15 protein-coding genes are annotated in these 20,191 nt (G+C 61.8%); 6 read left to right on the top strand and 9 right to left on the bottom strand.

Going from position 1 to position 20,191, the window contains the following annotated elements; translation table 11 throughout:
- Window positions 1-219: 219 nt before the first annotated feature.
- Both ACZ495_RS11955 and ACZ495_RS11960 read right to left on the bottom strand, forming a co-directional pair.
- Complete coding sequence (locus tag ACZ495_RS11955) at window positions 220-1,905, bottom strand: AMP-binding protein (RefSeq protein WP_015939327.1); 1,686 nt, start codon at window positions 1,903-1,905, stop codon at window positions 220-222.
- Window positions 1,906-2,142: 237 nt separating this feature from the next.
- Window positions 2,143-2,712, bottom strand: a complete 570-nt coding sequence (locus tag ACZ495_RS11960) for a helix-turn-helix domain-containing protein (protein WP_015939326.1) — start codon at window positions 2,710-2,712, stop codon at window positions 2,143-2,145.
- Window positions 2,713-3,233: 521 nt separating this feature from the next.
- On the opposite strand from ACZ495_RS11960, the gene ACZ495_RS11965 reads away from it, so the two are divergent.
- A complete protein-coding gene (locus tag ACZ495_RS11965) occupies window positions 3,234-5,954 on the top strand; it encodes a carbamoyltransferase HypF (protein WP_464262901.1) in 2,721 nt (906 codons plus the stop codon).
- A 7-nt stretch (window positions 5,955-5,961) separates the two neighbouring features.
- Here the strand turns inward: ACZ495_RS11965 and ACZ495_RS11970 are convergent, their stop codons facing one another.
- On the bottom strand, window positions 5,962-7,350 hold the full coding sequence (locus ACZ495_RS11970; protein ID WP_464262326.1) for an NOL1/NOP2/SUN domain family protein: 1,389 nt from the start codon (window positions 7,348-7,350) through the stop codon (window positions 5,962-5,964).
- Between the two features lie 379 nt (window positions 7,351-7,729).
- On the opposite strand from ACZ495_RS11970, the gene ACZ495_RS11975 reads away from it, so the two are divergent.
- From ACZ495_RS11975 to purE, 3 genes are all read left to right on the top strand, one after another.
- On the top strand, window positions 7,730-9,415 hold the full coding sequence (locus ACZ495_RS11975; protein WP_015939323.1) for an FG-GAP repeat domain-containing protein: 1,686 nt from the start codon (window positions 7,730-7,732) through the stop codon (window positions 9,413-9,415).
- 106 nt (window positions 9,416-9,521) lie between these two features.
- Window positions 9,522-10,811, top strand: a complete 1,290-nt coding sequence (purD, locus tag ACZ495_RS11980; protein ID WP_072311660.1) for a phosphoribosylamine--glycine ligase — start codon at window positions 9,522-9,524, stop codon at window positions 10,809-10,811.
- Window positions 10,812-10,953: 142 nt separating this feature from the next.
- Window positions 10,954-11,451: a 5-(carboxyamino)imidazole ribonucleotide mutase gene (gene purE / locus ACZ495_RS11985; RefSeq protein WP_072311659.1), complete on the top strand. Its 498-nt coding sequence runs from the start codon at window positions 10,954-10,956 to the stop codon at window positions 11,449-11,451.
- A gap of 158 nt (window positions 11,452-11,609) precedes the next feature.
- Here the strand turns inward: purE and ACZ495_RS11990 are convergent, their stop codons facing one another.
- Entirely contained in the window at window positions 11,610-11,771 is a 162-nt protein-coding gene (locus tag ACZ495_RS11990; RefSeq protein WP_157735225.1) for a hypothetical protein, read from the bottom strand.
- A 139-nt stretch (window positions 11,772-11,910) separates the two neighbouring features.
- Window positions 11,911-12,216, bottom strand: a complete 306-nt coding sequence (locus ACZ495_RS11995; protein ID WP_015939320.1) for a hypothetical protein — start codon at window positions 12,214-12,216, stop codon at window positions 11,911-11,913.
- Between the two features lie 189 nt (window positions 12,217-12,405).
- On the opposite strand from ACZ495_RS11995, the gene mutL reads away from it, so the two are divergent.
- Window positions 12,406-14,625 carry a DNA mismatch repair endonuclease MutL gene (gene mutL, locus ACZ495_RS12000; protein ID WP_464262327.1) on the top strand — a complete coding sequence of 740 codons (2,220 nt, stop codon included), beginning with the start codon at window positions 12,406-12,408 and terminating at the stop codon, window positions 14,623-14,625.
- Between the two features lie 162 nt (window positions 14,626-14,787).
- Window positions 14,788-15,264, top strand: a complete 477-nt coding sequence (locus tag ACZ495_RS12005) for an EVE domain-containing protein (RefSeq protein WP_015939318.1) — start codon at window positions 14,788-14,790, stop codon at window positions 15,262-15,264.
- Window positions 15,265-15,552: 288 nt separating this feature from the next.
- Here ACZ495_RS12005 and ACZ495_RS12010 read toward each other — a convergent pair whose 3' ends face one another.
- The 4 genes from ACZ495_RS12010 to ACZ495_RS12025 form a co-directional block, all read right to left on the bottom strand.
- Window positions 15,553-16,824 carry a DNA polymerase IV gene (locus ACZ495_RS12010; RefSeq protein ID WP_464262328.1) on the bottom strand — a complete coding sequence of 424 codons (1,272 nt, stop codon included), beginning with the start codon at window positions 16,822-16,824 and terminating at the stop codon, window positions 15,553-15,555.
- Window positions 16,825-17,080: 256 nt separating this feature from the next.
- Window positions 17,081-17,458: a secondary thiamine-phosphate synthase enzyme YjbQ gene (locus tag ACZ495_RS12015; protein WP_464262902.1), complete on the bottom strand. Its 378-nt coding sequence runs from the start codon at window positions 17,456-17,458 to the stop codon at window positions 17,081-17,083.
- Between the two features lie 55 nt (window positions 17,459-17,513).
- The gene (locus tag ACZ495_RS12020; RefSeq protein ID WP_464262329.1) at window positions 17,514-18,707 is read right to left on the bottom strand and encodes an ATP-grasp domain-containing protein; all 1,194 of its coding nucleotides are present in this window, start codon (window positions 18,705-18,707) and stop codon (window positions 17,514-17,516) included.
- Complete coding sequence (locus ACZ495_RS12025) at window positions 18,704-20,053, bottom strand: homoserine dehydrogenase (RefSeq protein ID WP_072311657.1); 1,350 nt, start codon at window positions 20,051-20,053, stop codon at window positions 18,704-18,706. Before ACZ495_RS12025 ends, ACZ495_RS12020 begins: the two co-directional genes overlap by 4 nt.
- Window positions 20,054-20,191 lie beyond the last annotated feature (138 nt).

A 20,191-nucleotide genomic window follows, 5' to 3' on the forward strand; every position in this document is an offset into this window, starting at 1 on the left:
TCCTTTGCACCGGGCATGGCCGTTTTGCCTGTTTTGCCGTTAAGCGCAACGCACGTGCAGGTGGGCAGCAAAACGTTTCCCTGCCGGGCGGGCGCGGGGCAGGCATATGCGGGCTGTCCCGGGCATTTTTTGTGGTGAAGCGCCTGCCAGACGTAAAAGGCGTCTTGCAGGCATTTCGCGGCACGACATCTCCGTGCCGGGGTTATGGGCAAACGCGCCCTACTGTTTGGGTTCCATAGCTTCAGGCCACATCTGGGCAGCCTGCTCACGCAGCTTGTATTTTTGTATCTTGCCGCTAGCAGTAAGGGGAAAGCCACTTATTACAGCGACATACTTGGGTATCTTGAACCAGGCGATTTTGCCGCGGCAGAAAGCCCGCACGTCTTCCGGGCCGATTTCCACGCCGGGGCGGGGAATAATGAAGGCCGCCACCTCTTCGCCATACTTGAAGCTTGGCACAGCCACCACCTGCACGTCCAGCACACCGGGCATGCCCATGAGATATTCTTCTATTTCACGCGGGTAGACGTTTTCACCGCCTCGGATAATCATATCCTTGATGCGCCCCGTGATGCGCAGGTAGCCGTTTTCATCCATAACGCCGAGGTCCCCGGAGTGCAGCCAGCCGTCAGGGCTGACGGCGCGGGCCGTGTCTTCGGGCATGTTGTAGTACCCTTTCATGACATTATAGCCCCGGCAGAGAATTTCGCCCACCTGTCCGCGCGGCAGTTCTTCGCATGTTTCGGGATCGGCCACGCGCACCTCAATGCCGGGCATGGCGCAGCCCACGGTTTCGCAGCGCAGTTGCAGGCTGTCGTGGCTGTCGGACTGGGTCATGACGGGCGAGCCTTCCGTAAGCCCGTAGCAGATGGTGATCTCTTTCATGTTCATGTCGTCAATGACGCGGCGCATGAGCGGTTCTGGGCAAACAGAGCCGGCCATGATGCCCGTGCGCAGACTGGACATGTCAAAACGGTGAAAGAGCTTGTGCTCCAGTTCCGCCAGAAACATTGTGGGTACGCCGTACAGGGCCGTGCAGCGTTCGGAATCCACCGCGGCCAGCACCTTGAGCGGGTTGAAGGACTCAAGAATCACCATGGCGGCCCCGTGGTTGACGCAGGCCGAAACCCCCAGCACGCAACCGAAGCAGTGAAAGAGCGGCACGGGCAGGCAGACCCTGTCTTCAGGGCCGAAGTTCTGGTGGCGTCCTATCCAGTAACCGTTGAGACCTACGCCCACATGGGTCAGCATGACCCCGCGGGGAAAGCCCGTGGTGCCCGAGGTATACTGCATGTTTATGACATCCCAGGGATGCAGTGAATCCTGCCGTGCCTTGTATTCTTCGTCATCCACCATGACCGACAGGGAGAGTATTTCCGGTACGGAATACATGCCCCGGTGCTTTTCCATGCCCAGAAAGCATACGCGCTTCAGGTGCGGCAGGCTGTTGCACACAAAGGACCGTCGGGCCTGTACGCGCAGTTCGGGCGCGATGCGGTACAGGGTTTCCAGATAGTCATGGTCGCGCACACTGTCGATAAGAAAAATGTTTTCGCATTCTGAATGGGTAAGCAGGTAGCGCAGTTCATGCTCGCGGTAATTGGTATTTACCGTAATCAGTATGGCCCCGATCTTGGCCGTGGCAAATTGCAGGGCCACCCAGTACGGCACGTTGGTAGCCCATACGGCCACTTTTTCGCCTTTCTGGATGCCCATCGCCATCAGCCCCTTGGCGAAGCGGTCCACCATGTCGCCAAATTCCCGCCAGGTCTGACGGTAGTCGCGGTCGGCGTAAACAAGGGCTTCCCTGTCGGGGAACCGGCTTACCGTATGGTCAAGAATCTGGCCCAGCGTCCATTCGCGCAGTTCAAACTGTGCCTGGCGCTGGCGAACTTTTTCTTCCATATTTTCTCCTGTGCCTTGGCGGGGCAGATGCGTTTTTGCCGTGAGTCCTTCCGGAAAGCAGGCATGTCACCGGCTGGAGCGGCTTTGCCCTGATGATGCCGCCCGGCGGCGGCCAAAACCCGTCTGCGTCAAGCCCTGTCTGCGGCCGGGCAGCGGCAGGCGCTTTTCACATGATACGGCGGTGGGCCTGTTTCGCTCCCGGGGCGCCCGAGAGCCGCACGTTGGCCGTGCGGCTGCCTAGGGGTTGTAGGCCACGGCCAGAATTTCCACCGGCTCATCGCCCGCCGCGCCTACATAATGAGGAACGATGGAATTATAATAGATGGTTTCGCCGGGCTTGAGCACGTGGTTTTCACGCCCGTAAACAACCAGCAGTTCCCCCTTGAGCACCAGAATGAATTCTTCGCCCTGATGCGAACTGGTTTTGCGTTCGCCGCTGTCGGGGAAAATACGGATGTGGAACGGCTCCATGTTGCGGTCGTTCTTGCCCTTGCCCAGAGGCTGGTAGGTATAGCTCGGCCGCGGGATGCGGCCTGTGTGCAGGGCTTCTTCACCTTCGCATGAATTGTGGATGCAGCCCATGATGGGGTCGCGGGTGAACTGGTCGTCCAGAAATGTCCCCAGGCGTACGCCAAGGGCGCGGGCCACCTTTTGCAGGGGACCGATGCTCGGATAGATGGTGTCGCTTTCAAGCTTTTGCAGGTAGCACTGGTCCAGGCCGGTATTCTGGGCCAGGGTTTCGAGGTCGACCTCGCGCTCTTCGCGAAAGGCACGGATACGCGAACCGATGGTACGGGCAGCGGGCATGGCAGGCTCCTGGCTGTAAGCCCGGCGCAACGGTGACGCGCCGTCCGGGCGTTTTTTGATGGTGCAGTGAAAAAAAGCGGTATTCCGCCTGGCCTGGGGGCTGTTTTCGGTAATGGTTCTGCATCGGCAAGGGAAAGGCCAGGTCTCTCTGGCAGCGGGCGCATGCTTTTGTGGTATGCGGCTGAAGATGACGCCCCGCTTTGACACAGTTGCCTTACAAAAGGAATATGTGAGAAAGACCCTAGCGAAAAGCCTCGTAAGCCGCAAGGGCCGCGGTATTGTTCCCCCTGCTCCGGAGGCCGGGCTGCGTGTGGGGATCATGCACGCACGGCGGATTTTTTTGCGCCGCAGGCAACGGGAATGCTGCGGGCGATTTTGTGCCGTGCACAGCAAAAGGCGGTGCGCCCGCAGCGCTTTTACGGCAGCGGCCAATGCCGTGTGAATCGGGTCGTGCCGGGTCCGTTGCAGAAAACGCTTCCGGCCCTGCTGACAGCCCGGGCCTTGTGCGCTACTCTTGCCGCATGAGCGAGAAACAGATGATACGGCGCGCCTTTGTGGCTTCCGGCCAGGTTCAGGGAGTGGGTTTTCGCCCTTTTGTCTACAGGCTCGCCCACGAGGGCGGCCTTACGGGAACCGTGGGCAATACTTCGGACGGCGTACGTATGGAGGTACAGGGCATGCCGGAAGAAGTGGAGCGTTTTGGCATGCGCCTGCAAAAAGAGCTGCCGCCGCTGGCACGCCTGACCGCGCTGCGCCATGAAGATATGGCTGCTGTACCCGGCGAGGCGGCCTTTGCCATTGTGGCGAGCGACGGGCACGCGGGGCACAGCGTGCTTGTCAGCCCGGATGTGGGCATTTGCGCGGATTGCCTGTCCGATATGACCGACCCCGAAAATCCCCGGCATAACTACGCGTTTACCAACTGCACCAATTGCGGCCCCCGCTATACCATCACCCGCTCCATTCCTTATGACAGGGCCGTCACGTCCATGAGCTGTTTTCCCCTTTGCCCGCGTTGCGCCGCCGAATACGGCGACCCCGCGGACAGGCGTTTTCATGCCCAGCCCATTGCTTGTCCCGACTGCGGACCGCGCCTGTGGTTTGTGGACAAGGCCGCGGCAGTGGCCGGGCGTACCGGCGTGGAACATTTCCGGGCGGATTGCGGCCTTGCCGGGGCGGAGGCTGATAGCGGGCCGGATGTGGATAACGCGGATGCTCATGACCATGCGGATGCTGCCCGCCAGAGGCGCCTTCCCGGCGCGGAAACAGCCGCCCGCGAGGCGATTCGCCGTGCCGGGCGCGTGCTGCTTGACGGGGGCATTCTGGCCTTCAAGGGGCTGGGCGGTTTTCAGCTGGCCTGCGATGCCCGTAACGAGCGCGCCCTGGCCCTGCTGCGCGAGCGCAAGAACCGTCCGCACAAGCCGCTGGCCCTTATGGCGGACTGCCTTGAGACGGTACGCGCCTTTTGCGACCTCAGCCCGGAGCATGAGGCCCTTCTGACCAGTCCGGAAAAGCCCATTGTGCTTTGCCCGCTCCGCACGGGCAAGGCCCGTGGCCCGTATGCTACGAACGGTGTGGATGGCTTGAATGGCCCGGCTGGAAAGGCCGACGCGGATACGCCCGGCCGCCCGGAACTGCCGTTTCTGGTGGCGCCTGATGCGGGTCAGGTGGGCGTCATGCTGCCCAATACCCCTCTGCACAGTGTGCTTTTTGCCTGGTTGCAAGTGCATGCACCATTGCCACCCGTGCTGGTCATGACTTCGGCCAATGCCGGGGGCGAGCCGATCTGCCTCGGCAACCGCGAGGCCATTGCACGTCTTGCGGGTCTGGCCGATGCCTGGCTTTTGCACGACAGGGATATTCTGGTGCGCGTGGATGACAGCGTGATCAGCCTGCGCCCGCGTGCTGACGTTGTGGATGAAAGCGGGCCGCCACACAGGGCCGCCCCGTTTTTTTACCGCCGGGCGCGTGGCTATGTACCCCGCCCTGTTTTTCTGGCCGATGACGGCGAAAAGGTCGGCGGCGGGCAGCCCTGCGCGTCCGGGCGTAGTGACGCTGCCTGTGTTTTTGGCGCTGGGGCCGAACTCAAGGCCACCATTTGCCTGACGCGGGGCAACGAGGCCTTTGTGGGGCAGCATATCGGTGACCTGGAAAATCCCGCCACCCTGGCTTTTTACGAAGAAGTGGCGGCTCATATGGAAAAACTGCTGGAGGTGCGGCCCAGTGCGCTGGTCTGTGATCTGCATCCGGATTTTCTTTCCACCCGTTATGCCGAAGCGCGCGCCGCGCGCGACAGTATACCTTTGTGGCGCTTGCAGCATCATGCGGCTCATGCGGCCTCGGTGCTGGCCGAAAACGCCTGCTTTGGCCCGGCGCTGGCATTGTGCCTGGACGGCACGGGCCTTGGAGACGATGGAACCATATGGGGCGGCGAACTGCTGCTGATGCAGCTTGATACGCCCGAATGGCAACGTGTGGGCTGTCTGTCATCCTTTGCCCTGCCCGGTGGGGATGCGGCCGTGCGCGAGCCGTGGCGTATCGCCATGGCGCTCGGGCGGCAGGCGGCTGATGCCGGGCATTGCCTGCCGGAAGACATAGAGGCGGCAGCACCCTGGGCGGACGGACATGCGGCAGCCGCGCGGGCGGTGGAAGAAATGCTGGTGCGGCAGATCAACTGCCCTGCAACTTCAAGCTGTGGAAGGCTTTTTGACGCCGTGTCCGCCCGGCTTGGTCTCTGCCTGTGCATTACCTATGAAGGGCAGGCGGCCATTCGTCTGGAAGATGCGGCCCTGCGTGCCGGAGGCGCTCTGGGCGGGGCCATGACGGGCCGTGTGGAAGACCTGCGCCGTGTGGCGGAACTGGTCTGGCCCGTGGGCATGGCCTTGCGCGATGGCCTGCTCACGCTGGACAGCGCCGGGCTTTATGCGCGTGTGGTCCAGGCCGCGCTGGGCGGCATGCCTGCGGAAGATATTGCGGCGCGTTTTCATCTGAGCCTGGCGGCGGCCTTTGCCAGCATGACCGGTCGCGCCGCGCGTAAGCGCGGCGTGGGAGTGGCGGCTCTGAGCGGCGGGGTTATGCAGAACGGGATTATGGCCCGTCTTTTGCCCTTCCTGCTGGAGCGGCAGGGGCTGAAGGTTCTGTGCCATCATGAATTGCCGCCCGGAGACGGAGGGCTGTCTCTGGGGCAGGCCGTGTGGGGCAGACGGATGCTGGCGGCCGGTACCAGAGCAGGTTCAAAGTAAGAGTGCGCTATTTGAATCCCGCCAGAGCGCGGCCCTGTTTGAGGCTCACCCGCCCCAGGGGCAGGTCGCGCCACCACAGCGCCGCCTCGCGGCCCTGAAGGCCCGTCTGGCGGCTCTGTCCGCTAAGCAGGGCCGAAATATCAGAAATATCTTCAAGAACAAGGCTCTTTTCCCGGTCAGGCTGCGGCGTCATGAGGGCGCGCAGGCGCGGGGCCGCATCCAGCTTGCCGCCGTTGAACTTGCCCAGCAGCGCGCCTTGCCAGGCGCAGTCCGGCGGCAGTAGTGCGGCGGCCTGTTCCGGGATGAAGCGGACATGTTCGCCGTACAGCATGGCCTGTCCCGGCGGCAGCATGTCCGGATCGCACGTGGGACCGTGAAGGCATGACCGGGGCAGGGGGGTGCCTGCCGGAACACGGCTGCCCGTACGCGCATCCGTACGGCTGCCGTTTTTGCTGCGCGCTCTTCCTCCGTTCAGAAAATCCCCTGCTGTCTCTCCGCCGGAACCGCGGGCAGGCCCGAAATGCGTCGCCTGCTCAGCCTTCGGTTCTCTGTGATGGGAAGACGCATTTTCGGGCTTGCGCAAAAGCGCCACATAAAAACCCTGGGCCTGGGAGCGCGCGCCGTCTACCCGCAATGTGCCTTCGCCGCCGGGCAGCTCTTCCCACACAAAGCCGGGGAAAGGGTTGATGTGTTCACGCACAAGCCCCAGATGTTCTTCGGCAAAGCGTACCTGATCTTCATTTTCTGCCACATTGGTGGTGCAGGTGGAAAAAACCACGTGCCCGCCGGGTGCCAGCAGGCGTTCTGCATGTCGCAGCAGACGGCGTTGCAGGCTTGTGAGGCTGTCGAGCTTGTCGCCCTGCCAGAGCTTGAGCACCTGTGGATTTTTTTCCACTGTTCCCCAGCCCGAACAGGGAGGGTCCAGCAGGATGTTTTTCCACGAGCCGGGGCGCAGGGGCAGGGCGTCGCCGCTGTAGGAGCAGGTTCCTGTATGGATGAAGCCGCATTGGTGCAGGTTGGCCCGCAGTGTCGCCAGCCGCGACGGGGAAGGCTCGTTGCCGAGCACAAAGCCGGTGCGGCCCACAAGTTGGGCCAGAAAACCCGTTTTGCTGCCGGGGCTGGCGCACATGTCCAGTACGGCCGAGCCTGCCGCCGGGGCCAGCGCCAGAGGCGGCAGCATGGAGGAACGGTCCTGGATATAGATGTAGCCGAAAAAAGCTGCCAGCGAACTGCCCAGCGGGCGCGGCTCCGCCACAAGGCGGCGGCACAGGGGAGAAAAAGGCTCGGCTTCAAACTCATATCCCTGGGCGCGCAGCAGGGCTTCCACCGAGGCGGTGTGCGTGTTTTTGCAGACAATACGGAACGAACGGGCAGCAGTTTTTTGCATGGGCGGCATAATATGGAGATGTGGTTTCAGCCGCAAGCGGTTTTTTATGCCTTTGTCCGCGCCTGTGGCGACTGCCCCGGCTTAGATATTGCGCGGCGCGTCAAGTGCGCGTATAGTAGGTGGATGTGGCGGCCGTGCCGGTTTCGCCCATCCGTGCCCGCGTGGGCGCTCTCAAGGGTGCGCCTGTTTCTGTGTGCTTTTCGCTGGCGGGCTGCGGGAACCTCTGACCGGTTTTTTTGGCCTTTTGGCCGCATGCGGCCTTTCCGCGTGAACCGTCCCAGGACGGTCCCATTTAGTGGAAATGCCCCGCCTGCCGGAAGCGAAAAACGCCTGGTCGGCGCTTCCCTTATTTTACCGGGCATCTTGCCAGATGCCCAAGGAGAACGGAATGAAATTCGCCATGCGACTGACTTTTGCGGTCTGCCTTGCGCTGTTCGCCGCCGGGCTGGCCACGACAACGCAGGCGGCGGCCAGAAGTGCCGTTGTGCTGCCCTTCACGGTCAACGCGCCGCAAAGTTACAGCTATCTTTCCAAGGCCGTTCCGGCAACCATCCAGGGCCGCCTGAATCGCCCCGGAGTTCTTGATGTACGCTCCCTCCAGGGCAAGGCCTCTTCACAGGCCGAAGCCGCCAAGGCTATGAATTCCGCCGGGGCGGGCCACGCCATCTGGGGATCTGTCAACGTGATGGGCAACGAGTGCACCATTGAAGTCAACAGCGTGGACAAGGCCGGCAAAACCTGGAGCAAGACCGCCCAGAGCACGGTAAGCGGCCTGACCGGCGCGGTGCAGACCCTGAGCGCCGCCCTGGGGCAGGAAGTTTTCGGCATTGCAGGCGTACGTGCGCCCGGCAGCACGGCTGCAGCGGGACCGCGCGGCGGCAGCGCCGCTCCCGGGGGTGACATCATCACCAATGAGACCGGCCAGCAGCAGATGTACCTGAACCCGCAGTTCCGCTATCAGGGGTCGGGGGCCAGTGACGGCTCACGCCTGCGCAGCCAGCGCCTGCCCTTTACTATGGTCAGCATGGCCGTGGGTGACTTTAACGGCGACGGCAAGAACGAAATCGCCCTGCTGAGCGAAAATCACCTGCGCATCTATATGTGGGACCATGACGGCAAGCTCAAGCTTTTGGGCGAAACCCTCATTTCCCGCTCCAACAAAAACTTCTCCATGAAGGCCATCGACCTCAACCGCGATGGCTCTATGGATCTCGTGGTCGCCACCTTTGAGGACGACAGCAATCGCCCCTACAGCTATTTTTACAGTTTCAAGGGCAACAAGTTCACCCAGGTGGCCGAGCGCATCCCCTACTTTGTCAGCGTGGTGCGCCTGCCCCCCACTTTCACGCCCACCCTTGTGGGCCAGGGCTGGGATTCGCTCAAGCTTTTTGCCCCCGGTGTATACACAATGGTGAAAACCGGCGGCAAATACACCTTCGGCGCGCGGCTTGACCTGCCCACCGGAGCCACGGTCTTTAACGTGGCCTGGCTGCCGGGCGGCAGAAGCGGCAAAGGCGACCAGCTTGTCATGCTCACTGATGATGAACGGCTCAAAGTCTTTCAGGGCAACGGCAACACTCTTGTCCATACCACCATGGAGCGCTTCTCCGGCTCCTCCACCGGCATGGATCACTATAAGGGCATGCCCGGCCTTGGCGTAGACAAGAACTACCAGCTGCCGAGCAAGTATTACGCCCCCATGAATCTTATTGCCGCGGATATCGGCCATACCGGCGAGTACGTCATGCTGGTCAACAAGCCCATATCCACAGCTTCGCAGATGTTTGACCGTTACCGCTACTTCCCGCAGGGCGAAATCCATGCCCTGTACTGGGACGGCGTGGGCCTCGGCCTCAAGTGGAAGACGCGCCGTATTCGCGGCTCCGTAGCGGCTGTGGACCTGGCCGACGCCACCAACAACGGCGTTCTTGATCTGGTGGTGGGCCTGAATACCTCGCCCGACCTCGGCATCGGCAGCCGCCAGTGCATGATCACGGCGTACCCGCTGGATGTGTCGGCCACGGACCCCAATACCCCTGCGGATATGAGCGACTTTGAGGTAAATCCCAACTAGGCGTTTACGGGCGCGGGCGGCCCACGCGCACTGCGGCGGCAGCCCGCCCCCGGCAAAGCCCCTTTATGGGGCTTTGCTTTTCATCAGCACACGGCAAGGAGTGAGCATGCGCATCCTGGTAATAGGATCCGGTGGGCGGGAACACGCCCTGGTCTGGAAATTCATGCAAAGCCCCGGTGTGAGCGCGGTTTTCGTCGCTCCCGGCAACGGCGGCACCAGCAGGGAAGGCGCGGTCAACGTGCCTGTGGCCGTGGATGATCTGGACGGGCTGGTTGATCTGGCCCGCAGGGAAAAAATAGATCTTGTGGTTCCCGGGCCGGAACTGCCGCTGACTCTGGGCATTACCGACCGCATGCGCGAGGCGGGCATTGCCTGTTTCGGGCCGGACAGCTACGGCGCGCGGCTTGAAGGCAGCAAGGCCTTTGCCAAGGAGATCATGGCGCGGGCCAATGTTCCCACAGCCCAGAGCGCCGTGTTCAGCGATGTGGAAATGGCCAGAAATCATGTAGCAAAGGTGGGCGGTCCCCTAGTGGTCAAGGCCGATGGCCTGGCCGCGGGCAAGGGCGTCATCATGGCCGCCGATTCTCAGGAAGCCCTGCAGGCCGTCAACGACATCATGAGCGCCCGCGCCTTTGGCGCCGCAGGCGACCTTGTGGTGCTTGAGGAATGCCTTGTGGGCGAAGAGGCTTCTTTTCTCTGCTTGTGCGACGGCGAACGCGCCGTTCCTCTGCCTTCGGCCCAGGACCACAAGCGTGTTTTCGACAATGACGAAGGTCCCAATACCGGCGGCATGGGCGCGTACAGCCCGGCTCCCATTTTGCCCGACAACATGCTTGAAGAAATGGCCGACCTTACCGTGCGCCCCATTCTGCGCGAGCTTGCCAGGGACGGGCACCCCTTTGTGGGCGTGCTCTATGCAGGGCTTATGATGACCGCGGACGGTCCCAAGGTGCTGGAATACAACGTGCGTTTCGGTGATCCGGAGTGCCAGCCCATGCTCATGCGCCTCGAAGGCGATCTGCCCCGCATCATGCTCGACTGCGTGGAAGGCAGGCTCGACCCCACAAGTATCGGCCAGAGCGACAAGACGGCCCTCGGCGTGGTCATGACGGCCAAGGGCTACCCGGGCGCGTATTCCAAGGGGCTTGCCATTGCGGATATTGAAGAGGCCGACAGTCTGCCCGGAGTCAAGGTTTTTCATAGCGGCACGACCATCAGGGATGGCGCGCTGGTGTCCAGCGGCGGGCGCGTGCTTTGCGTCACGGCGTTGGGGAATGATCTGGAGGACGCAAAAAAAGCCGCCTACGCTGCTGTGGAAAAAGTTCGTATGACTGACGGCTTTTACCGCACAGATATCGGGCAGAAGGGCATCAATCGCCTGAAAGGCATAAAGTAGCCGGGGCGTAACATAATTTCAGCCGTTGGCCCAAGGGCTTGCGGCTAAAGCTGCAACGCAGCCATATGAAAGTGAACCATCACCGCGCAAAAATGCTGTGGGCGCAATGCGCCGGAGCGGGGCAGCAAGCAGAGGATATATCATGGCTCAAGTGGTTATACTGATGGGGTCCCAGTCTGATGAAGACAAGGTCAGCCCCTGTGTTGAAGTGCTGAAAAGCCTGGGCATAAGCTGTGTCATCACGGTCAGCTCCGCCCACCGCACCCCTGAACGCACGGAAAAGCTGGTGAGCGAACACGAAGCCGCCGGTGCGCAGGTTTTCATCTGTGCCGCCGGTATGGCCGCCCATCTGGCTGGAGCCGTGGCGGCGCGCACCACACGCCCGGTGATCGGCATTCCCGTGTCCAGCGTGGCTCTTGGCGGCATGGATGCCCTGCTTGCCACGGTGCAGATGCCTCCGGGATTTCCTGTGGCTACGGTGGCCCTCGACAAGGCCGGCGCGCGCAATGCGGCCTGGCTTGCGGCCCAGATTCTGGCCCTGGCGGACGCTGATCTCAGCCGTAAGCTCGCCGCCGCCCGTGCAAAAATGCGCGAGGATGTGGAAAAGGCCGGTGACGAGATTACCCGAAAGTATGCCTGAATCACCGTGCCGCAGGTCACGCCTGTCATGTGATCTCGCGACATCTGTGTAACACTGCTTTTGTCGTAAAAAAGATGCCGCGGGAATTTTTCCGGCGGCATCTTTTTTTCAACAAGGTCCAGAGACTGCCAGCCGTGGCGCCGTGCAGTTGCACTGGATCAGGACAAAAGCCGGGCAGCCTGATAGACCAGTATGGCGAGTCCAAAGGGCAGAACCAGGGAATAGACAACAACAGCGGCCAGTAGCGTCAATGATCTGGCCTCGCTGTAAAGTATGCCCACAGTGGAAACGCAGGGCAAAAACAGGCTTTGCGCGCACATGAAGGCAAGAGATCTGCCGGCCCGGGCCAGACGCTTGGGAATCTGGGTGGCCGAAGCTCCCTGCCGGAGAAAACAGAAAGGCCGCCGGGCACATGAACCGGCGGCCTGGGATCGGGCGGGTGGGGTATCCCGCCGCAGTCTACGCATTGCCGAAATAGGGCGGGCGACGTGTTTGCGTATCGCCGCTAACGCGAAAAATCTGGACGGTGTAATGCCCCTTGCCGCCACAAAGGGGGCAGGCATCTGTAACCAGCAGGCAGGACGAATCCAGTTCCAGCGGGTCGATGCCCGCTACTCCGAGAATATCCGTGGCCTTCCCCTGTTCCCACATGACGGGCGAGCCGCAGCGGCCGCATTCCACGTACAGGAGTTCAGGGTCATAGCCCTTGGGCGACAAAGGGCCGCGCAAGGGTTCGGCAATGGCTTTCATGATGTTGTCGTGCATTGTTTCCTCCCTCAGCATCCGGCGCGCTGCCTTTACATGTGTGTTTTTGGCGTCGCGCCTTTTCAGCCTTGCCTTCCATACATAAGCACCCCTGGCGGCAAGGCAAGCCCTGCGGCGCCTTGCGGGGGTGTTTTTTCCCGGCCTGCGCCGCCGCTTGCCATGCCGCACATGGGCGCATACACTGAAACCATGTCTGAAAAAAATAGTCATATACGCCTGCTGCCACCCGAGCTGCGCAACCAGATCGCCGCCGGCGAGGTGGTTGAACGGCCCGCCAGCGTGTTGAAAGAACTGGTGGAAAACAGCCTGGACGCCCAGGCCGGCCAGATTGATGTTTGCCTTGAAAATGGGGGGCAAAGCCGCATCAGTGTACAGGATGATGGCCGGGGCATCCCTGCGGAAGATCTGGAGCTGGCCGTCACACGTCATGCCACCAGCAAGATACGGTGCCTGGAGGACCTTGAACGCATCCTTTCTTACGGCTTTCGGGGCGAGGCCTTGCCGAGCATCGCCTCGGTATCGCGCTTTACCATCACTTCAGCCAGCCAGGACGCTGCGGGACAGGCCGCAGCACACCGGGTAGAGGTGGAACATGGCCTGCTCAAAAGCTCCGGCCCGGCGGCCCTGCACAAGGGCACGCTGGTGGAAGTGCGTGATCTTTTTTCCAACATACCAGCCCGGCTGAAGTTTTTAAAGACCCCCTCCACAGAGTTCAGGCGCGCTCAGGACTGGCTGGCCCGTCTGGCCCTGACACGTCCGCAGGTGGGTTTTTGCCTGTATTCGGGTGAGAGGGAAGCCCTGCGGTTTCTGCCGGGGCAAACCCTTGCCGAGCGCCTTGCCGTGCTGTGGCCGCGCCTCATCGTGGATGCCCTGCGCCCCTTTGACGGGCGGCGGCATGGCATCCGCGCGCATGGTCTGGCGGCCCTGCCCAATGTGAGCCAGCCGCGTGGCGACCGCATCCTTTTGTATGTCAACGGCCGCTCGGTGACGGACAAGCGCCTGCTGGCCGCCGTGCGCCAGGCCTACAAAGGGCGTATGACCAGCAGGGACTACCCGCAGATTGCCCTTTTTGTCGAAATGGACCCGGCCGAGGTGGATGTGAACGTGCACCCGGCCAAAAGCGAGGTGCGGTTCAGGGATGAATCCGCGGTGTTTTCCGCGGTGCTGCACGCCGTGCAAGGGGCGCTTGTAACATCGTTTGACGTGGCCGAGGCCGCCTGGCACGAAGGGGCAACGCCTGCCGCTGACGGCAGGGCGTATGGTCAGGCCGGTTCGTCCGCTTCAGATTCGCCCGCTTCAGATTCGCCCGCTTCAGATTCGCCCGCTTCAGATTCGTCTGGTACTTTCGGTTCTCCTGACAAGTCTTATGCTCCGGGCGCGGACCCGGGGGACCCGGGGGACCCGGCGGGTGCCGCGCCCCGTCCGCAGGGATTCTGGGGGCGGCTGGATAATCCCCCGCTTGTGGAGCGGCAGGAGCGGGACAGTGCCGCTGACCAGGGCGAATGGCATGTGAGCGCGCCCGCCGCATCTGTGGAAGGAGAGGCCGGGCATGCCACGTACGGCACTTTGCCGGGATTTACCGGCCGGGCTGGCTTGTCCGCTCCATCTGGGCTGCCTGGCCCGGATGGCGCTTCTGATGCGTCCGCTTTTGGTGCGCAGTTTTCTTCTTCGTCTGCCCCTGCGGGAAGCGCCGGTCTGGCCACTGCCGCGCAGGAAGGTTTTTTTCTGGAGCAGGAAGACGCCGCCTGCGGCCGCATGGCGGAAGACAGCGGCACATATGCCGCCGGTGCAGGCGATGCAGCGGATGACCGGGGTGATGTCGCTGCCGGGCATGGCGGAAGCCGCCAGCCCCTGCGCGTTGAAAATATGGAATACCTGGGGCAGGTGGCAAATACCTATCTGGTGCTGCGCGACAGGGACGGCGCCCTGATCCTGCTGGACCAGCATGCGGCCCATGAGCGAGTGCTCTATACCCGCATGCGCCGGGGCGGCTTTGCCGGCTCCGGGCAGCTGCTGGCCCTGCCGCTGGAACTGTCGCTGCATCCGGCGGAGCGCGAGCGGCTGTTTGAGCTGCGGGAAAATCTGGAATCCCTGGGTTTTGTCTTTGAAAGTTCCGGCGCGGGGCTTGAGGTCAGGGGCATGCCGCCCGTGCTTTCGCGGGCCGAGGCCAGAGATTTTCTGCGTGAAGCGCTGGCCGGGCGCAAGGACGATCTGGCGGGCATGTTTATTTCCATGTCCTGCAAGGCGGCCATCAAGGCCGGGCAGCGCCTTACGGATGATGAGGCCGCCGGGCTGCTGCGCCAGTGGCTTGCGGCTCCGGACAGGGAATACTGCCCGCACGGGCGTCCCTGCGTACTGCGCTGGGATGGCCCTGAGCTGGAAAAAATGTTCAAGCGGCGGCAATCCTGATGCTTGGTCCCCACTCCGGTCTCTGTCGCAGGGTGAAGAGAGCCTGAAACCGCTTGCGGGAACATACTGCACTGACGCCGTGGGTGCACGGGCCGGTACCGGCAGGAAATACCTGCTGCTGTGCTGGATCCGCTGCCCGAAGCCTGTAGCCTGGAGATTTTTATGGAAACGAAGTATTGGCTCCTGAAGTCGGAGCCGGGCTGTTATTCGATTGACGACCTCGCGGCGGAGCCTGATCAGGTCACCAGTTGGGGCGGTGTGCGCAACTTTCAGGCGCGCAATTTTCTGCGCGATCAGATGGCTGTGGGCGACATGGCCATTTTTTATCACAGCGTCACCGCGCCTTCGGCGGTTGGTGTGGCCCGCGTAGTGAGGACCGGGTACCCTGACCCCACAGCCTGGGAGCCGGAAGACGAACACTTTGACCCCAGGTCGACCCCGGAAAAGCCGCTCTGGTTTGCAGTAGACATCCGTTTTGTCAAAAAATTCGCCAACCCCGTGCCGCTCAAGGCCATGCGTATGGTTCCCGCGCTGTTCGGCATGGAGCTTTTGCGTAAGGGGTCCAGGCTCTCGGTTATGCCCGTGAGCAAGGAAGAATTTGCTGTCATCTGCAAGATGGGTGACGCGGAAGACAGCTAGAACAATTTAACTTTTAAATTGTTCTGACGGCTGCGTGAGCAGACGTTCGCTACGGAGGCGTAAGCGCAGTTTATCTGCGCGGTTAAACGCCGAAGTAAAAGTTAATCTGCTCCAGAGCATTTCACGTGCAAATATTCTGGCAGATGCTGGCACGGCCGCCCGTCGTGGCGGCGCAAGCGCCGTGTATCTGCGCTGTCAAGCACCGGAACGTGCGGGCCTTGCCCTTGAGAGTATACATTCTCGCCCAAAGGTAAAATGCCATAGATTCAGCCGGCGGTTGCAATGCCCTTACTGTCTTCGTGTGGGCCACCTGCGGGCATGCGGTTGTTCCACACCATCACCCTTGCCGTTGTTGACGCGCTCCGGCGCGTCCTGCTGGCGGGCCAGAGTAAACAGCCGCCCGCGCTGGACAGCCTGTTTGCCGAATTTTTCGCGCAGGCTGTCCAGCGCGGCGTCAAGTTTCTGCCTTTTGGCTTCCACCTGCGGATCGAGCTTCTGCCCTGCGGCCTTGCCAGTGCCCGGCAGAAAAAGCTGGCCGGGGGGCGCGTCAAAGCCCGACACGCCAAGGCCGATAAGGCGCACGGGCTGCGGCAGGGGCAGTTCTGCCAGCAGGCGGCAGCCTGTTTCAAAAATGGTTTCTGTAGCACTGACGGCTTCTTCCAGTGTGCGGGAGCGCGTGATCTGCCTGAAATCGCAGAATTTTACCTTCAGGGTGATGGTGCGCCCCCTGTAGCCGTGGCGCCGCAGGGAGCTGCCCACGCGCTCGGCGTGGGCCATGAGCATGCGCTGTAAAAAATCCCTGTCCCGCGTGTCTTCGGCAAAGGTACACTCCGCGCTTTCGCTCTTGGCCTCGCGTTCAGTTTCCACCTTGCGGCTGTCGCGCCCTTGCGCCCGCTCATAGAGCGCAAGCCCCCACTTGCCGAAACGGCGCTCCATAAAATCCGGGCTGAAGCGGCGTAGCTGGCCGACTGTCCTGACGCCGAGGTCCTGAAGGCTCTGCACCGTGCGTTTGCCGACCCCGGGTATCCTGCCTACAGGCAGGGCGCACAGGAAGGCGTCCATATTTTCCTGCCGCAGGATGAACACGCCGTCGGGCTTGTTGACGTCCGAGCATATCTTGGCAAGAAATTTTACCGGAGCCGCACCCACAGAGCAGGTCAGCCCTCCGGTCACATCCACGACGCGGGTCTTGATGCCTGCCACAAGTTCTTCCAGCGGACCGAAAAGCCGCTCAATGCCTGTGGCGTCCATATAGGCCTCGTCCACGCTGGCCGGTTCCACAAGGGGGGAAAAATCTTTCAGGGCAGACATGATGGCGTGGGAAAGCTCGGCATAACGCTGGTAGCGCCCCCGCACGATCACGGCCTGCGGGCACAGGCGGCGCGCCACGACCATAGGCATGGCCGAGTGTACGCCAAAGGTGCGGGCTTCGTAGGAACAGGTGGAAACCACCCCTCTGTCGCTGCTGCCACCCACAATAACCGGGCGGCCCCGCAGGTCGGGGTTGTCCATCTGCTCCACAGAAGCAAAAAAAGCGTCCATATCGATGTGAATGATCATGGCGGGCGGCCCGGCGGGGCTGGTCAAAGGGTGTGGGCTGTTTTACCCCACAGGCCCCGCTTCCGGCAAGGCCGGAAACTCATACTGAAGGCCGGACCGCAGTGGTGGCGCTGGAGTTGCCCGTCGGTCCTTTTTCCGGACGGTTTCCCGCTGTCGTGGCGCCGCCGTGGGGCAGGCCCCTTTGGCGCAGCTGTACGGCATGTGTCCGGCATGGCTGGTGAAAACAGGTGCGGGCAGGAGCAGTGTGCCTGTGGGGTTATTCTTCCTGCCCGGCAAGCCATTGCAGCCAGATGGTGCGGCAGCGCGGGCCATCGCCTTCGCACAGGTACACAGACTGCCAGGTGCCGAGGCACAGCTGGCCGTTTTCCACAAAGAGTGTCAGGGACGGCCCGTGCAGGGTGGCCTTTATGTGGGCGTCGCTGTTGCCTTCGGCGTGGTGGTAATCGCCGTGGCGCGGCACAAGGTCGCTGAAAAAGGTCAACATGTCGCGCCGCACGTCGGGATCTGCCCCTTCGTTGACTGTCAGGCCGCAGGTGGTGTGCGGGCAGAAAAGGGCCAACACGCCGTTGCGCCAGCCCTTTTCAATGGCATTGCGCCGCACCAGGCTGCGTAGCTGCGTTGTGATGTCGCGCATGTCGCAGCGGCATGTTGTTTCAATTTCCAGATGCAGCACAGGCAGCCTCCTGCTGTCAGAAACTCGCGAATTCCATCAGGTCGGAACTGGCGATATAGTCCAGTTCTTCCCGCTGGTTTTCGGGGGTTTCGGTATACAAAAAGCCAAACAGGCCGTAGCGGGAATAGTCGTTTTTGCGCATGCGCAGCACCTTTGCAAAGCGGCGGCACAGGGCTTCATAATCAAAATCGCGCACTGGCGGGCAGTTGGCGGGTTTGTTCAGGGCCATGAAGGTATAGAGTCTGCCTTCTTTGCCCTTGAGGGCCTCTTCCCAGCAGGGGCGCGTGCCTTCAAGAAAGCAGCCGTAGGAGTGGAAGCCCCAGGCAAAAAGGCTCACGTCTGTGCTGCACCAGCCGGCAAAGCGTAACGGGTTGAATTCTATGGGTAGAATGCGCCCGGAATCGCTGCGGCGCAACTCCACATGCGTTGGAAAGTTGCGCAATCCCAGGATGGCGTTGACCCTGTTGAACCAGTTTTCAAATTCTTCCAGACGGTCGCGGATGATGGACGCGCTGGTGTAGTACAGGCGGTCGCTCACGTCATCGGCGCTGGCGAACTCGTGGTGCAGGATATTGCAGATGACGGCGCGGCCGTTCTGGTCAAAGTACACGTCAACGGCAAATTCGTCGCCCTCGATGTATTCTTCCAGCAGCCAGTCATCGCCGTCAACCACAGACTGCGGGTATTGCTCGGACCAGCGGGAGGATTCTTCGGCAATGGCTGCTTTTGCGGCCTGCCAGTCGTCCGCATTGTTGATGCGGTAAACGCCGAGGCTGAAAAAGCCCACAGCGGGCTTGAGGATGCAGGGCGTACGCAGTTCGTCGAAGGGCAGGGCCTGCATCTGCGCGAAATCAAGGCGGCGGTAATAATAATCCTGATCCAGGGGGCGGAGCAGTTCGCGGGTAAGGGCCTTGTTTTTGAGTTTTTCAATGGCGCGGGCCAAAGGCGGCGCACAGTGGTCCGTGACCCAGGCAAGGGAATTTTCAGAGCAGGTGTACAGACGTGGAGGGGCGGCGGCTTCGCTGTCTTGCCCCTCGCGCAGCAGGGCGGCAAAACGGTCTTCAGACACGATATTGAGAGCAGGGCCGCCCTGGGCTTCAAGCTCGGCCGCGCAGGCGCGGGCCATTTCGTTATCCAGCACAGGTTCCTGCCGGTTGGCGGCATAGGCCGCCAGCTCCGGCGAAACATACGGTTGATCGAGAATTATCATTCACCACCCAGCACACGGAAATACACCGCGGGTTCTTTGAGCAGCCCGGCGTCAAGAGTGCGCTGCAGGGCGTCGCTCATGGCCTGGGCTGTAGTTTCGTGAGTCATGAAAACAAGGGGCACACCCTGGCCCTCGTCAGATTTCTGGATGACCTGGGCCATGCTGATGCCTTCTGCGGCCATACAGCCCGAAAGATCGCGCAGCACACCCGGGGCATCCTGCACCATAACGCGCACGTAGTAGCACGAGCGCCATTCTTCGGGCGGCACAATGGCAGCCTTGGGCAGTTCCTTGCCCACAAAGCCCGTATTGTTGGGGCGCTCATCGCGGGCTACGGCCAGCAGGTCGGCCAGCACGGCCCCTGCGGTGGGCATGTCGCCCGCGCCGCGCCCGTGGAAAAAGAGAGGTCCCGAGGCGTTGGCATCCACCCGCACGGCATTGTACGCGCCGCCCACGCGGGCCAGCAGGTACTTGTGATACACAAGGGCCGGAAAAACACCGGCTTCAAGGCGCACCGGGCCTTCGCCGCAGTCATTGCCACCGATTTTTTCTTCGGGGCAGGGAACCTGCCGCACCTGGCCGATGAGCTTTATGCGGTAGCCGAATTCCCGGGCCAGCCGGATGTCCAGGGCTGAAAGGCCACGAATGCCCCGTACAGAAAGGGCTGTGTAGGGATAATTGGCCCCGAAGGCAAGGCGGATAAGCAGAATCAGCTTGTGGGCCGCATCATGCCCGTCAATGTCCAGTGTGGGATCGGCCTCGGCATACCCCAGTTGTTGGGCCTGCTTGAGGGCAACGTCAAAATCCAGCCCGTTGGAGGTCATTTCGGACAGGATGTAGTTGCTCGTGCCGTTCAGAATGCCCATGAGAGACTGGATGCGGTTGCCTGTGAGGCTTTCCTTGAGGGCTTCCACAATGGGTACGGCTCCGGCCACGCTGGCCTCGTAGCGCAAAATGCGTTTTTTGCGGTCAGCCTTCTGAAAGAGGGAAAGGCCTTCTTCGGCCAGCAGCGCCTTGTTGGCCGTGACGATGTGCTTGCCCTGGTCCAGGGCGCGGTCGATGAGGTCGCGGGCGTGGTCAATGCCACCCATAAGCTCTACCAGCACGTCTATCTGCGGATCGTCCGTAAGATCACGCGGATTGGTGGTCAGTTCGGCCCCTTCGGGCAGGGGGACGCTGCGCGCCTTTTTGGCATTGCGCACGAGCACCTTTCTGATCAGGATATCCCGACCCGAGCGGCGGCGGATGAGGTCCGCGTTTTCTTCAAGCAGGCGCACGAGGCCGCCGCCTACTGTGCCGAATCCGGCCAGACCCACTACAAGTGGCTTGTCGCTGTTCTTGGTCATGATGTCTCCTGAAGTGCCCGGCCGCCATGCCGTAACTGATGAGGCACCTTTTTGCCGAAGTCCGGGCGCGTGGCCCGGACTTCGTGTTTTATCTTCTATCCGGGGGCATGTGCCGCCCGTTTTTTCAGTTTTCATGAG

The organism is Desulfovibrio sp. GTC20076 (genome assembly GCF_055385905.1).

Coding starts and splice junctions, on each gene's coding strand:
- ACZ495_RS11955 (WP_015939327.1), bottom strand. CDS start 1,905: ATGGAAGAAAAAGTTCGCCAGCGCCAGGCACAGTTTGAACTGCGCGAA.
- ACZ495_RS11960 (WP_015939326.1), bottom strand. CDS start 2,712: ATGCCCGCTGCCCGTACCATCGGTTCGCGTATCCGTGCCTTTCGCGAA.
- ACZ495_RS11965 (WP_464262901.1), top strand. CDS start 3,234: ATGAGCGAGAAACAGATGATACGGCGCGCCTTTGTGGCTTCCGGCCAG.
- ACZ495_RS11970 (WP_464262326.1), bottom strand. CDS start 7,350: ATGCCGCCCATGCAAAAAACTGCTGCCCGTTCGTTCCGTATTGTCTGC.
- ACZ495_RS11975 (WP_015939323.1), top strand. CDS start 7,730: ATGAAATTCGCCATGCGACTGACTTTTGCGGTCTGCCTTGCGCTGTTC.
- purD (WP_072311660.1), top strand. CDS start 9,522: ATGCGCATCCTGGTAATAGGATCCGGTGGGCGGGAACACGCCCTGGTC.
- purE (WP_072311659.1), top strand. CDS start 10,954: ATGGCTCAAGTGGTTATACTGATGGGGTCCCAGTCTGATGAAGACAAG.
- ACZ495_RS11990 (WP_157735225.1), bottom strand. CDS start 11,771: ATGTGCGCGCAAAGCCTGTTTTTGCCCTGCGTTTCCACTGTGGGCATA.
- ACZ495_RS11995 (WP_015939320.1), bottom strand. CDS start 12,216: ATGCACGACAACATCATGAAAGCCATTGCCGAACCCTTGCGCGGCCCT.
- mutL (WP_464262327.1), top strand. CDS start 12,406: ATGTCTGAAAAAAATAGTCATATACGCCTGCTGCCACCCGAGCTGCGC.
- ACZ495_RS12005 (WP_015939318.1), top strand. CDS start 14,788: ATGGAAACGAAGTATTGGCTCCTGAAGTCGGAGCCGGGCTGTTATTCG.
- ACZ495_RS12010 (WP_464262328.1), bottom strand. CDS start 16,824: ATGATCATTCACATCGATATGGACGCTTTTTTTGCTTCTGTGGAGCAG.
- ACZ495_RS12015 (WP_464262902.1), bottom strand. CDS start 17,458: ATGCGCGACATCACAACGCAGCTACGCAGCCTGGTGCGGCGCAATGCC.
- ACZ495_RS12020 (WP_464262329.1), bottom strand. CDS start 18,707: ATGATAATTCTCGATCAACCGTATGTTTCGCCGGAGCTGGCGGCCTAT.
- ACZ495_RS12025 (WP_072311657.1), bottom strand. CDS start 20,053: ATGACCAAGAACAGCGACAAGCCACTTGTAGTGGGTCTGGCCGGATTC.